This is a genomic window from Pseudomonas sp. BF-R-01, assembly GCF_019946615.1.
Classification (GTDB): domain Bacteria; phylum Pseudomonadota; class Gammaproteobacteria; order Pseudomonadales; family Pseudomonadaceae; genus Aquipseudomonas; species Aquipseudomonas migulae.
On sequence record NZ_JAGYFX010000004.1, the window covers coordinates 1 to 12,628 of the forward strand.

Genomic DNA, 12,628 nt, shown 5'->3' on the forward strand with positions numbered 1-12,628 from the left:
CGGTATGTCAGTCGATATCATCGTTGCCTGAAACACCGCCTTCGCGGGCAAGCCTCGCTCCTACAAAGGATTGCGCTCGCCTGATCCATACCGCTCGGGCTTATTCGGCGCCGCCGTCCTGGCTGCCTGGGTCGTACTTGTTGTTATTGCAGTGTGTTGTTTTCGCGAGCCACGGACGCGCAAAGGCACGCCCGCAAAACTCGCGGGGGCAGTAAATGGGTGTTTTGGGTCAGCGGGTTTTACGCTGCGCGGCCCGTCGTCGGCATGCATCGCCGAACGCCTGGAAAATACTCAAATAAGGAGGATTCGAAAGCACCTGCCATTCCGGGTGCCATTGCACACCGACCGCAAAGCTCGGGCTGTGGTCCACCGAAATCGCTTCGATCAGACCGTCCGGCGCAATCGCCTCGGCACGCAGGCCGGGAGCGAGGCGGTCGATGCCCTGGCTGTGAATCGAATTGACCATGAACTCGGTCGGCAACTCGAGCGCTTCGAACACGCCACCCGGTTGCACCGTCACCGCATGCGCCGGGGCGTATTGCACGGCCAGCTCAGGGCTGTCCGCTTCGCGGTGATCGAGCATGCCCGGCAGTTCATGCACCTTCTGGTGCAGGCTGCCGCCAAACGCCACGTTCATTTCCTGGAAGCCACGGCAGATGCCGAGTACCGGAACGCCCGCCGCAATGGCTGCACGCAATAAAGGAAGGGTAGTGGCGTCCCGCGCCGGATCGTGATCCGTGCCGGGAGCGCTGGCCGGGCCTTGATAGTGGAAGGGCTCCACATTCGACGGCGAACCGGTCAGCAACAGACCATCAAGGTGCGCGAGCACATCCTCGATTTCAGTCAGTTCGCCTAAGGAAGGAATGACCACGGGCAACCCCAGAGCCGCGACGCTGACAGCACGCAAGTACTTGTCGCCGCTGATGTGGTAGGGGTGCAGGCCAATCTGTTTGACGCACGCTGTAACGCCGATCAATGGCTTGAATGCCATTTTTATCACCTCGACCTTGAACGAGTTTTTCAGGAGCTTAGCTTTGTTGATTTTAATTAACAACTCTCATGTAAAAAATTCTAAACGCCGCACGTCCGATTGCTAGTCTTTGTGCGGTGTTGAGGGCCTATATGGCACTCTCGTGCCCAGAAAAGTCCCAAAAATAAAGGATGAAAGGCCAAGTGTTCGCTATTGACTTCACTTTGCTGTTCGGGTTGACTGGGCTCCAGAAAGTGCGGTGAACATAATAATTAACAGCTAATAGGTGCATCATGTCGGTCCCTCTGCGTGCCGTTCAACTCAACGAAGCAAACGCATTCCTTAAGAAATATCCTGAGGTTTTGTACGTCGACCTTCTGATTGCGGATATGAACGGTGTGGTGCGCGGCAAGCGCATCGAGCGCACCAGTCTTCATAAGGTCTACGAAAAAGGCATCAACCTGCCGGCGTCCCTGTTTGCCCTGGACATCAATGGCTCCACGGTGGAAAGCACCGGCCTGGGTCTGGACATCGGCGACTCTGACCGGATCTGCTATCCAATCCCTGGCACCCTGAGCATTGAGCCTTGGCAGAAGCGCCCGACCGCGCAACTGTTGATGACCATGCACGAGCTCGAAGGCGAACCGTTCTTCGCCGACCCGCGTGAAGTGCTGGCCAATGTGGTGCGCAAGTTCGACGAACTTGGCCTGACCATTTGCGCTGCGTTCGAACTCGAGTTCTACCTGATCGACCAGGACAACGTGAACGGTCGTCCGCAATCGCCACGCTCGCCGGTTTCCGGCAAACGTCCGATGTCGACCCAGGTGTATTTGATCGACGACCTCGACGAATATGTCGATTGCCTGCAAGACATCCTCGAAGGCGCGAAAGAGCAGGGCATTCCTGCTGACGCCATCGTCAAGGAAAGCGCCCCGGCGCAGTTCGAAGTGAACCTGCATCACGTCAACGACCCGATCAAGGCCTGCGACTACGCGGTGTTGCTCAAGCGTCTGGTGAAAAACATCGCCTACGACCACGAGATGGACACCACGTTTATGGCCAAGCCGTATCCGGGTCAGGCGGGCAACGGTTTGCACGTGCACATTTCGATTCTCGACAAAGAAGGCAACAACATCTTTGCCAGCGAGGATCCCGAGCAGAACGCCGCGCTGCGACACGCGATCGGCGGTGTGCTCGAGACCCTGCCGGCGCAGATGGCTTTCCTCTGCCCGAATGTCAACTCGTACCGCCGTTTCGGCGCGCAGTTCTATGTGCCGAACTCGCCGAGCTGGGGCATCGACAACCGTACTGTTGCGGTACGTGTGCCGACCGGTTCCTCCGATGCCGTGCGCATCGAACACCGCGTGGCCGGTGCGGATGCCAACCCGTACTTGTTGATGGCTTCGGTGCTGGCGGGCGTGCACCACGGCCTGACCAACAAGATCGAGCCGGGCGCACCCGTGGAAGGCAACAGCTACGAGCAAAACGAGCAAAGCCTGCCGAACAACCTGCGCGATGCATTGCGCGAGCTGGACGACAGCGAAGTCATGGCCAAATACATCGACCCGCTGTACATCGACGTGTTCGTGGCGTGCAAGGAAAGCGAGCTGGCCGAGTTCGAAAACTCCATTTCGGACCTTGAGTACAACTGGTACCTGCACACGGTTTGACGAGATCTGCGTCGACGACACAAACCTTGTAGGAGCCGGCTTGCTGGCGATAGCGGTAGATCAATCAACATTGATCTCGCCTGACACACCGCCATCGCCGGCAAGCCGGCTCCTACAGTTGATCTTCGTCGTGCACAGCTTTTGTGTACGTCACCAAACCCTGTAGGAGCCGGCTTGCCGGCGATGGCGGCAGCTCAGCCACCACCAACGCCCACGGCCCACCCAACATTCCTCTGCGTCGAGTCACAACCATGACAAACACTCGCAGCGACTGGGAACAACGCTTCCAGTCCCTAACCATCGAAAACCGCGCCTTCATCGACGGCCAATACCGCGCTGCACTCAGCGGTGAAACTTTCGAATGCATCAGCCCGGTCGACGGCCGCTTCCTGGCCAACGTCGCCAGCACCGATGAAGCCGACGCCAACGAAGCCGTTGCCGTCGCACGCCGCACCTTCGAATCCGGCATCTGGGCCAATCTCGCCCCGGCCGAGCGCAAGCGCACTTTGATCCGCTTCGCCGACCTGATCCTGGCCAACCGGGAAGAACTCGCCCTGCTCGAAACCCTCGACATGGGCAAACCGATCAACGACTCGATGAACATCGACATCCCGGCGACCGCCAACGCGATCCGCTGGAGCGCCGAAGCCATCGACAAGATCTACGACGAAGTCGCTGCCACGCCGCACGATCAACTCGGCCTCATCACCCGCGAACCTGCCGGTGTCGTTGCCGCCATCGTGCCGTGGAATTTCCCGTTGATCATGGCCAGCTGGAAGTTCGCCCCGGCCCTCGCGGCGGGTAACTCGTTCATCCTCAAGCCTTCGGAAAAGTCGCCACTGACCGCGATCCGCATCGCGCAGTTGGCGCTGGACGCCGGCATCCCGAAAGGCGTGTTCAACGTTCTGCCGGGCTTCGGCCACACCGTCGGCAAGGCGCTGGCGTTGCACATGGACGTCGACGTGCTGGCCTTTACCGGCTCGACCGCGATTGCCAAGCAACTGCTGATCTACGCCGGCCAAAGCAACATGAAACGCGTCTGGCTCGAAGCAGGGGGGAAGAGCCCGAACGTGGTGTTCGCCGATGCGCCGGATCTGCGCGCGGCAGCACAGGCAGCGGCCAGCGGCATCGCTTTCAACCAGGGCGAAGTCTGCACCGCCGGTTCGCGCTTGCTGGTCGAGCGTTCGATTCGCGAGCAGTTCATTCCGCTGCTGGTAGAAGCGCTGCAAGCCTGGAAACCGGGGCATGCTTTGGACCCGAAAACCACCGTCGGCGCGGTCGTCGATCAGCGTCAACTGGACAACGTGCTGCGCTACATCCAGGTCGGCAAAGACCAGGGAGCGCAACTGATCGCGGGCGGCAGCCGCACCCTGGAAGCCACTGGCGGCCTGTACGTGGAGCCGGCGATTTTCGACGGCGTGACCAACGCCATGACCATCGCCCGGGAAGAAATTTTTGGCCCGGTGCTGTCGCTGATCACCTTCGATACCGCTGAAGAAGCCTTGGCCATCGCCAACGACAGCATCTTCGGCCTGGCCGCCGGCGTCTGGACCAGCAACCTGAGCAAGGCCCACACCTTCGCTCGCGGCTTGCGCGCCGGCAGCGTCTGGGTCAACCAGTACGACGGCGGCGACATGACCGCGCCGTTCGGCGGGTACAAGCAATCGGGTAACGGTCGAGACAAATCGCTGCACGCGTTCGACAAATACACCGAGCTCAAAGCGACCTGGATCAAGCTCTAATACTTCTACAACGGCGGCCGCCGGCACATGCCAGCGGCCATCGGAGAAACCTATGAAACAGACTCATGTAAACAGTTACTACGCCGCAACCCGCAACTTCACCGGCGACTTCCCGGTGCTGGAACAAGCGGTGGATTGCGACGTCTGCATCATCGGCGCCGGCTACACCGGTTTGTCCTCGGCGCTGTTCCTCGCCGAAGCCGGCTACAGCGTGACCGTACTCGAAGCCGCCAAAGTCGGTTTCGGCGCCAGCGGTCGCAATGGCGGCCAACTGGTCAACTCCTACAGCCGCGACGTCGATGTCATCGAAGAGCGCTACGGCGACAGAACCGCCGAAGTCCTCGGCAGCATGATCTTCGAAGGCGCCGACATCATCCGTCAGCGCATACAACACTACGACATCCAGTGCGACTACAAGCCGGGCGGCATCTTCGCCGCGCTGAACAAAAAGCAGCTTAAAGGCCTGGCCGAGCAGAAAAGCAGCTGGGAGCGCTACGGCAACAAGAACCTGAAAATGCTCGACGCCGCGGACATCAAGCGCGAAGTCGGCAGCGACAACTACGTCGGCGGCCTGCTCGACATGCAGGGCGGCCACATCCACCCGCTGAACCTGGCCCTCGGCGAAGCCTCGGCCATCATCGGCCTGGGCGGCAAAATCTACGAACAATCGGCGGCGGTGGAAATCACCTACGGCGAACCGATCACCGTGCGCACCGCCAAAGGTGTGGTCCGCGCCAAGTACCTGCTGATCGCCGGCAACGCCTACCTGCCGCAGGGCCTCGACAATCGCGTGACCGCCAAAAGCATGCCGTGCGGCTCGCAAATCGTCGTCACCGAACCGTTGTCGGAGAAGGTTGCGCGCAGCCTGATCAAAAACAACTACTGCGTCGAAGACTGCAACTACCTGCTCGACTACTACCGCCTCACCGCCGACAACCGCCTGCTGTACGGTGGCGGCGTGGTCTACGGCGCGCGTGAACCGGATGACATCGAACAGCTGATCAAGCCAAAAATCCTCAAGACCTTCCCGCAACTGAAGGACGTGAAAATCGACTACCGCTGGACCGGCAACTTCCTACTGACCATGTCGCGCATGCCGCAATTTGGCCGCATCGAGAAAAACGCCTACTACATGCAGGGCTACAGCGGCCACGGCGTCACCTGCTCGCACCTGGCCGGCAAACTGATCTCGGAAATGATCCGCGGCGACGCCGAACGCTTCGATGCTTTCGCATCCTTGCCGCACATGCCAATGATCGGCGGCCGCACCTTCCAGGCCCCACTCACCGCCATGGGCGCTGCGTACTACGCGCTTCGCGACCGTTTCGGCATCTAACCCAACACAGCCCTTGTAGGAGCAGAGCTTGCTCGCGAAGACGGCGGCACATCCGACATCGATGCCGCCTGACACACCGCCTTCGCGAGCAAGCTCTGCTCCTACATTGGATCCATGGCAGGCACAAAATGTACGTGCAGCAGAGGTCAAAAACTGTGGGAGCGAGCTCGCTCGCGATGACGCCATCCGGTTCCCCATCAATGCCAACTGACCCACCACCATCACCAATAACCATGCGCCTACAGCAACACCCCCAAACGTGATTTAATACCCGCCTTTCACAATTACGGGACAGGGAAGCGGTACTTTCGCGGCCAAAAGTCGCCCGCCATCCACCCCCATAACCCTTAAGTTTTCCTCGCATAAGGCTGTCATGGACACGGGCTCACGACTCAAATTAGTACGCGAAAGCTACAAACTCTCCCAGCGCGAGCTGGCCCGGCGTAGCGGCGTCACCAATGCCACCATCTCCCTGATCGAACAGAATCGCGTCAGTCCCTCCGTCAGCTCCCTGAAAAAACTGCTCGAAGGCATCCCGATGTCTCTGGCGGACTTCTTTACCTTTGATCAGCCGCCACGTGAACATCAATACGTGTTCCGCGCCAACGAACAACCGGATCTTGGGCGTCATGGGCTGCGGTTGCTGCTGATTGGCGCTTCGGTGCCGAGCCGGCAGATGCGCTTGTTGCGCGAGCAATACGCGCCGGGGGCGAGTTCGGGGGAAGAGCCGATTGTGCACTCGGAAGGGGAAGAGTGTGGGTTGGTTACGCGGGGGACGGTTGAGTTGACGGTGGATGGGCAGATTAGTGTGCTCAACGCGGGTGACGGCTACTACTTCCCGACAACCTTACCGCACAAGTTCCGCAACATCGGCCAGGATGAAGCGGAAATCATCAGCGCCAACACCCCGGCTAACTTCTGATCTCAAAAACGGACGCCAACCTGTAGCAGCTGCCGAGGTTGCGTCCGCGACCAACACCCATGCCGAATGGGAGCAGCTGCTTCAGGAATTTTCAAAGTAAATGGACTTCACATCATGACCACACCCCGCATCCGCCCCCTCGCACTTTGCATCTTCCATCACGACGGCAAGATTCTGGTCAACGAATCTCGCGACCCCATCACTGAAAAGCCATTCTTCCGCCCAATCGGTGGCGGAATCGAATTCGGTGAAACCAGTGCCCAAGCCGTTGTACGAGAAGTACAGGAAGAACTCGGTTTACCCATCACCGATGTTCGCTTGCTCGGTACGCTTGAAAGCCTCTTTACGTATAACGGCACACCAGGGCACGAAATCGTGCAGGTGTATGACGCGAAGTTTGTGGATGCCAGTGTCTATGAGTTGTCGTACTTGAATGCTCAAGAAAGCGATGGCGCGGCCTTCGTTGCGAAGTGGCTCCCATGCGCAAGCTTTACTGCCGAAGCGCCGTTGGTTCCTGATGGTTTGCACGAACTACTTAAGAAATTAGCACTGCTAGACTGACGCCCGTGAGTGAAAAAGGTGACAGATCTATTTATTAAACAGGTCTGTCACCTTTTTGATTTTTTGCTGATTGAATGATTCGTTAACGCTTATGTATTTTCGACTTCATCGACGTAAGACTTGAAGAACCAGTCAGGGATGTCTTCAGTACGGTATTCAAGGCTGTCCCCATCAGTAATCTCCGCAAGAAAAACCGTACTGTCGCCGGAGTTATCGAAGATGTAAGCCCGATTGCTGACTGCAATGGCTTCTGGCAGTAGACCCAGCGATTTGTAGTACCTTTCGCGTACCTTGTCAGATGCCACGGGATGACCACCTTCGCGGACTCTGATTTTTACGCGGTCTATGTTGATTGCCGGATTTTCAGTCGAAACGAAGTAAAGATATATCCGATAACCGTGAGCCTGGGCTTCTTTCATGAAGTCGACCTTGCTGCGATGTGACATCACCGTTTCGAAGGTAAAACTCACACCTTTTTCCAGCAGGTGCTGGCGTATGAAGTCCGATATCACGGAAGCCAGATAGGAATTGACGTGTACGTTTCGGTAGTCAACTTTAGTGCCCAGCAAACCAATTTTTTTGGCTTGATCGCTGAGCTCTTTGTTTCTTACCAGATAGTGTTCGGCATGGAACGTGAGTAACTCAGGCAATGTAGTGGCGACTTCAAAGGTAGCCAAGTCGATGAATCCGGTTGCTTTCGCTTCCTTCTCGAGATCATCGGCATTCACGTACATCTTGATAAGGGCGGGATCAATTTCTCCCTTGATGGTGCTTTTGCCTGATCCGTTCGGTCCCGCAAATACCCGAAACCTAGGCACGACCACCAGCCGTTTGATCTTCGATACGGCGCACGGTGATCACTTCACCTACTTTGACTTTGCGACGCGGCTCGGCTTTGGCTACAACAGTCTTGCTGCCATCAAGTGAGATCCGTACCAAATCGCCGGAATCGACACGAAGTACGCTATCACTCACCAACAGTGCGCGAGCATAAGCAGTCTTGGTGGCTATTTGGGCGAGATCAGGTATCTGGCGCTCGAGAGCGTCCATCTCCTTATCCGAAAGCTTTTTGGTTCTTGCAGTCATCGGGACTCTCCGCTTGAGCGAGCGCTCTGGTGCTTCTTGTCCGGATAATACCGCATTAACCGGGCTTTCGAACGTCATCAGTTCCATATCAATTTCCTCGGTAGTGTAAGCCTTGATCACTGTGTGAAGGACAGATTTTCCAGCATGAAATGCGGGGGCTTTTGCCGATAGCTCTCTGTAACGATCCCCTGAAACCGGCTCACTGAAAAGAAAGTGAACATTACAGCGTGTGTTCAAGCGACCAAAAAACCGCAGCAACAAGTGTTGCTGCGGTTCAAGAGCTGATCAGTACCCATTGGGTGCCTCAAACCCACGCTGCTCAATCACCCGAAACACATCACTCACGTCCTGGAGCAAAATCCGGGCGATGTTGGCGACGGTGTTGATGTCGTTTTCGGCGTAGTCGGGGAGGCTGGTGCAGCCCATGAGCTGGAGGTAGGGGAGGACCGCGTTGAGGCGTTCGCTGACGACGTTGTGCAGTTCACGGATTGGGGCGTGGCTGTCGATGACTAGTACGGGGTAGTCGGTGGCGAATTGGGACATCGGGGTGAAGCGGCGGGGCGGATGTTGGGTCGTCATGGATGTAGTCCTAAAAAGATGAATCACAATCGCCATTACTCGTTTACCGACGGAGGGCGGCTGCGCGGGTCTGGCGGTCTTCGGTGTCTTCTCTTTTGGGCTGCGAATCCCGGTCACCGACAATGGCAGCGACGGGGGAAACTATAAGCTGCGATTTTGGCGCTCACAACCGGGCTGTAGGACGCTTTGGCGCTTGTTGTGACAAGGCTTAATGCCACTGTTTACGGGGCTTTCGCGGCATTCCGAGGGGGGTGGAGTGCCGTGGGAAATCGGGGGCAGGTTTTGGGGTCGATTCGCTGCTTACTGGGAACAATTCCCCTCGTTACAAAAGGTAAATTCCTACACGTTTTTCGGATGTCAGGTTTGTGAAATCGAGTGGGCTGAAAGGTGTGACAGTGAATGTTTGTGTTGAATGTGAGGGCCTCATCGCCGGCAAGCCGGTCTCGCTCCCACAGGGGAGATGTAGGCGGGCGCATTGTTGCGTCCGCCTGTGATTGCTTTATGCCGCGTGACCGATCACTTCGATGATTCGCTTCGCAATGTAGTCGACGTGGGTTTCCAGGGCGAAGTGTCCGGTGTCGAGTAATTCGACAACGGCATTGGGGTTGTCGCGTTTGAACGCTTCTGCGCCAGGCGGGATGAAGAAGGGGTCGTTCTGGCCCCAGATGGCCAGTGTCGGCAGTTGGGTCTCGCGGAAGAAGCGCTGAAAGTCCGGGTAGCGTTTGAGGTTGTTCGCGTAGTCCAGGAACAGGTCGAGCTGGATGTCTTTGTTGCCCGGCTGCTCCAATAGCAGCGCGTCGAGGGTGTAGGACTCGGGAGCGATGAGTTCAGGCGTGCTGACGCCGTGTTCGTACTGCCAGCGCGTGCCTTGCAGGTGCAGGATCGCGTCGGCGATGACCTGGCGATTTTTGGCCGACGGTTCTGCCCAGTAGGCTTTGATCGGTGCCCATGCATCGCCCAGTCCTTCGAGATACGCGTTGCCGTTTTGCGAGATCAGCGCGGTCATTCTTTCGGGGTATTTGACTGCCAGTCTCAGGCCGGTCGGTGCGCCGTAATCGAAGACGTACATCGCGTAGCGTTTCAGTCCCAGGGTCTCGACGAAATGCCCCAGCGTTTCTGCCAGCGCGTCGAAGGTGTACTTGTATTTGCGCTCGGCGGGCACTTCGGTGAATCCAAAGCCGGGCAGGTCCGGGGCGATGATGTGGAAGTGGGCTGAAAGCAACGGGATGAGTTGGCGGAACTGGTGGGATGAGCTGGGAAACCCGTGGAGCAGGAGGAGGGTCGGCTTGGCCGGTTCTCCTGCCTCCCGGTAGAAGACGCGAACGCCGTCGACGTCGGCAAATGTGTAGCGGATAGGTGCAGTGGTGCTGGTCATGATGATTGGCCTCGTAACCGCATGGATGAGATCAAGCCGGTTTTCGAGATTAAATCTGGCACGAACAAAGTAACCTGTCAAAATGATTTTGATAGGTTATTGTTTTTCACCCTCAAGCATCGATGACTTTCTTTTGCCGCTCGCGGTGGGCCGCTGCTTTCGCTCGGTTGCCGCAGACCGCCATGCTGCACCAGCGGCGTTTTCTGCCTCGGGTGTGATCGACGAACATCAGGGTGCAGCTCGGTCCTTCGCAACATTTCACGTTGGTGAAATCTTCCTCGCTGACGAACTGCGCGAGCACTTCGCCCAGTGGCAACAGCAGGGAATCCGGGCTGCGCCAGCGGCGTTTCAGTTCCCAGGCGAGCTTTGGTGTTTCGCCGTCCTGCAGCGTGATCTGGGTGTATTTTTCGTCCCGTTCGAGCAGGCGATTCAAGGCCTCTAGCTCTGTCAGGGCCGAGGCTTCAAGCGGTTTTCCTTTGTATTTCAGGACAAAGCCGCGAAACCATTCGCGCAATGACCGTGCCTGCGCCGCGACGGTTTCCAGCTCTCCAGGCATCGCTTGTGCCTGAAGCCGTTGCAGTATCTCGTCTTCCACCCAGCCCGATTGTTTCAGCCATTCAAGCCAGCCGTTGCCGTCGTCGATCCAGTCGACGGGTTCATCGACCGGCGTTGCTATCGAGTTCAGAAAATCGAGAGCGGCGGCGTCGGCGACGAAGAGGGCCGGTCCACGGGGAGTGCTGTTCATGAGGATGTCCGCTAAAGCCTGGATTGATAAGGTTCAGCGTAACCACTCAAAGTGCGTCCGACAAGTTACTATTTTTTTGATAACCTCTTCATGGTACTCGGTGGGGTTACTGAATGGGCTCAGTTCTTGACCTGCTGGTTCCTCCCATAAACATCCTCCAACCGCTCAATATCATCCTCACCCAAATAGCTTCCGGACTGCACCTCAATCACCTCCAGCGGAATTTTCCCGGGGTTGGCCAGCCGATGCACCGAAGCAATCGGAATGTAGGTGGACTGGTTTTCCGTCAGCAGGAAGACCTTTTCATTGCACGTCACCTGGGCCGTGCCGGAGACCACGATCCAGTGTTCGGCGCGGTGGTGGTGCATTTGCAGGGACAGTTGCGCGCCCGGTTTGACGGTGATGTGCTTGACCTGGTGGCGGATGCCGTTGTCCACCGAGTGGTAGCTGCCCCAGGGGCGATACACCGCGCAGTTGTTCTGGGTTTCCGAGCGATTTTGGGCGTCGAGCGCGTTCACCAGTTTTTTCACGTCTTGCACGGTGTCGCGGTGCGCGACCATCAGTGCATCTTCGGTTTCTATCACGACGAGGTTTTCCACCCCGAGCAGGGTCACCAGTTTGCTGCTGCCATGGACGAAGCAATTGCGGCTGTTGTAGCTGACGACATCGCCCTTGAGCACATTGCCGTCGGTGTCCTTTTCGTGCACATCCCACAGCGACGACCAGCAACCGACGTCACTCCAGCCAGCGCTGAGCGGGACGACCCAGGCCCGGTGGGTGCGTTCCATCACCGCGTAGTCGATGGAGTTGTCCGGGCAGCATTCGAAGGTGACGCGATCGATGCTGGTCACGCCTTCGCTGCTGGGGCTGCGCTCCAGGGCCATCACGCAGGTGTCGTACATGTCCGGTTCGTGCGTGCGCAGCTCTTCGAGGTAGCGGCTGGCACGGAACAGGAACATGCCGCTGTTCCAGAAGTATTCGCCGGAGCGGACAAATTCGGCGGCGGTTTGCTGGTCGGGTTTTTCGATAAATTGCTCGACCTTGAAGGCATGGGCGCCCGCATCGCTGCAGTCGGCCTTGATGTAGCCGAAGCCGGTTTCCGGACGTGTCGCCGGAATGCCGAACAGCACCAGATTGCCTTTGAGCGCCTCTTGCTCTGCGTGTTCCAGTGTGGCGCGCAAAGCGGGGACGTCGCTGATCACATGGTCGGCCGGAAGGACCAACATGAGCTCATCGCGGCCTTCGGCAATCAGCTTGAGGGCTGCCAGCGCCACCGCCGGTGCGGTGTTGCGGCCGAAGGGTTCGAGCAGGATCGCCTGCGGCGTGCAGCCGATGGCGGCAAGTTGTTCGTTGACGAGAAAGCGATGCTCCTGATTACACACCACGATCGGTTTGCCGATACCGTTGAACGCCAGGCGCTGCAGGGTTTGTTGAAAGAGTGATCCTTCGCCGGCCAGGCTCAGGAACTGTTTGGGATACAACTTGCGTGACAATGGCCACAACCGGGAACCACTGCCCCCGGACAGAATGACTGGAATCATTTTTCTTTCCTCCCACACCTTCATCGTTCGATATGAAGGCGCTTCGAACAGCGAAGGACTGCCTTCCATTATTTGAAACACAAGCTCAATTCAAATCGGCC

12 protein-coding genes are annotated in these 12,628 nt (G+C 57.7%); 5 read left to right on the forward strand and 7 right to left on the reverse strand.

Translation table 11 applies throughout. From position 1 onward, the window contains the following. Positions 1-229: 229 nt before the first annotated feature. On the reverse strand, positions 230-991 hold the full coding sequence (locus KGB27_RS02990; protein ID WP_223553124.1) for a gamma-glutamyl-gamma-aminobutyrate hydrolase family protein: 762 nt from the start codon (positions 989-991) through the stop codon (positions 230-232). Between the two features lie 272 nt (positions 992-1,263). On the opposite strand from KGB27_RS02990, the gene KGB27_RS02995 reads away from it, so the two are divergent. The 5 genes from KGB27_RS02995 to KGB27_RS03015 all read left to right on the forward strand — a co-directional run bounded on the left by KGB27_RS02995 (position 1,264) and on the right by KGB27_RS03015 (position 7,201). Beyond that, on the forward strand, positions 1,264-2,640 hold the full coding sequence (locus KGB27_RS02995) for a glutamine synthetase family protein (protein WP_008039000.1): 1,377 nt from the start codon (positions 1,264-1,266) through the stop codon (positions 2,638-2,640). Between the two features lie 251 nt (positions 2,641-2,891). Beyond that, positions 2,892-4,382 (forward strand): aldehyde dehydrogenase, encoded by a 1,491-nt coding sequence (locus tag KGB27_RS03000; protein ID WP_223553126.1) that lies wholly within the window; start codon positions 2,892-2,894, stop codon positions 4,380-4,382. A 52-nt stretch (positions 4,383-4,434) separates the two neighbouring features. After that, positions 4,435-5,718: an NAD(P)/FAD-dependent oxidoreductase gene (locus KGB27_RS03005; protein ID WP_008027204.1), complete on the forward strand. Its 1,284-nt coding sequence runs from the start codon at positions 4,435-4,437 to the stop codon at positions 5,716-5,718. Positions 5,719-6,091: 373 nt separating this feature from the next. Further along, positions 6,092-6,640 carry a cupin domain-containing protein gene (locus tag KGB27_RS03010; RefSeq protein WP_007946335.1) on the forward strand — a complete coding sequence of 183 codons (549 nt, stop codon included), beginning with the start codon at positions 6,092-6,094 and terminating at the stop codon, positions 6,638-6,640. A 114-nt stretch (positions 6,641-6,754) separates the two neighbouring features. After that, on the forward strand, positions 6,755-7,201 hold the full coding sequence (locus KGB27_RS03015; RefSeq protein WP_223553128.1) for an NUDIX hydrolase: 447 nt from the start codon (positions 6,755-6,757) through the stop codon (positions 7,199-7,201). 89 nt (positions 7,202-7,290) lie between these two features. Here KGB27_RS03015 and KGB27_RS03020 read toward each other — a convergent pair whose 3' ends face one another. The 6 genes from KGB27_RS03020 to KGB27_RS03045 all read right to left on the reverse strand — a co-directional run bounded on the left by KGB27_RS03020 (position 7,291) and on the right by KGB27_RS03045 (position 12,527). Beyond that, positions 7,291-8,025 carry a zeta toxin family protein gene (locus KGB27_RS03020; protein ID WP_223436621.1) on the reverse strand — a complete coding sequence of 245 codons (735 nt, stop codon included), beginning with the start codon at positions 8,023-8,025 and terminating at the stop codon, positions 7,291-7,293. Further along, entirely contained in the window at positions 8,012-8,374 is a 363-nt protein-coding gene (locus KGB27_RS03025) for a hypothetical protein (RefSeq protein ID WP_223553130.1), read from the reverse strand. Before KGB27_RS03025 ends, KGB27_RS03020 begins: the two co-directional genes overlap by 14 nt. Positions 8,375-8,572: 198 nt before the next feature. Further along, entirely contained in the window at positions 8,573-8,866 is a 294-nt protein-coding gene (locus KGB27_RS03030; RefSeq protein ID WP_223553132.1) for a fructose-bisphosphate aldolase, read from the reverse strand. A 499-nt stretch (positions 8,867-9,365) separates the two neighbouring features. Then, the gene (locus tag KGB27_RS03035) at positions 9,366-10,241 is read right to left on the reverse strand and encodes an alpha/beta fold hydrolase (protein WP_223553134.1); all 876 of its coding nucleotides are present in this window, start codon (positions 10,239-10,241) and stop codon (positions 9,366-9,368) included. Between the two features lie 112 nt (positions 10,242-10,353). Beyond that, positions 10,354-10,986: a CGNR zinc finger domain-containing protein gene (locus KGB27_RS03040; RefSeq protein ID WP_223553136.1), complete on the reverse strand. Its 633-nt coding sequence runs from the start codon at positions 10,984-10,986 to the stop codon at positions 10,354-10,356. A gap of 119 nt (positions 10,987-11,105) precedes the next feature. Then, complete coding sequence (locus KGB27_RS03045) at positions 11,106-12,527, reverse strand: mannose-1-phosphate guanylyltransferase/mannose-6-phosphate isomerase (protein ID WP_223436609.1); 1,422 nt, start codon at positions 12,525-12,527, stop codon at positions 11,106-11,108. Positions 12,528-12,628 lie beyond the last annotated feature (101 nt).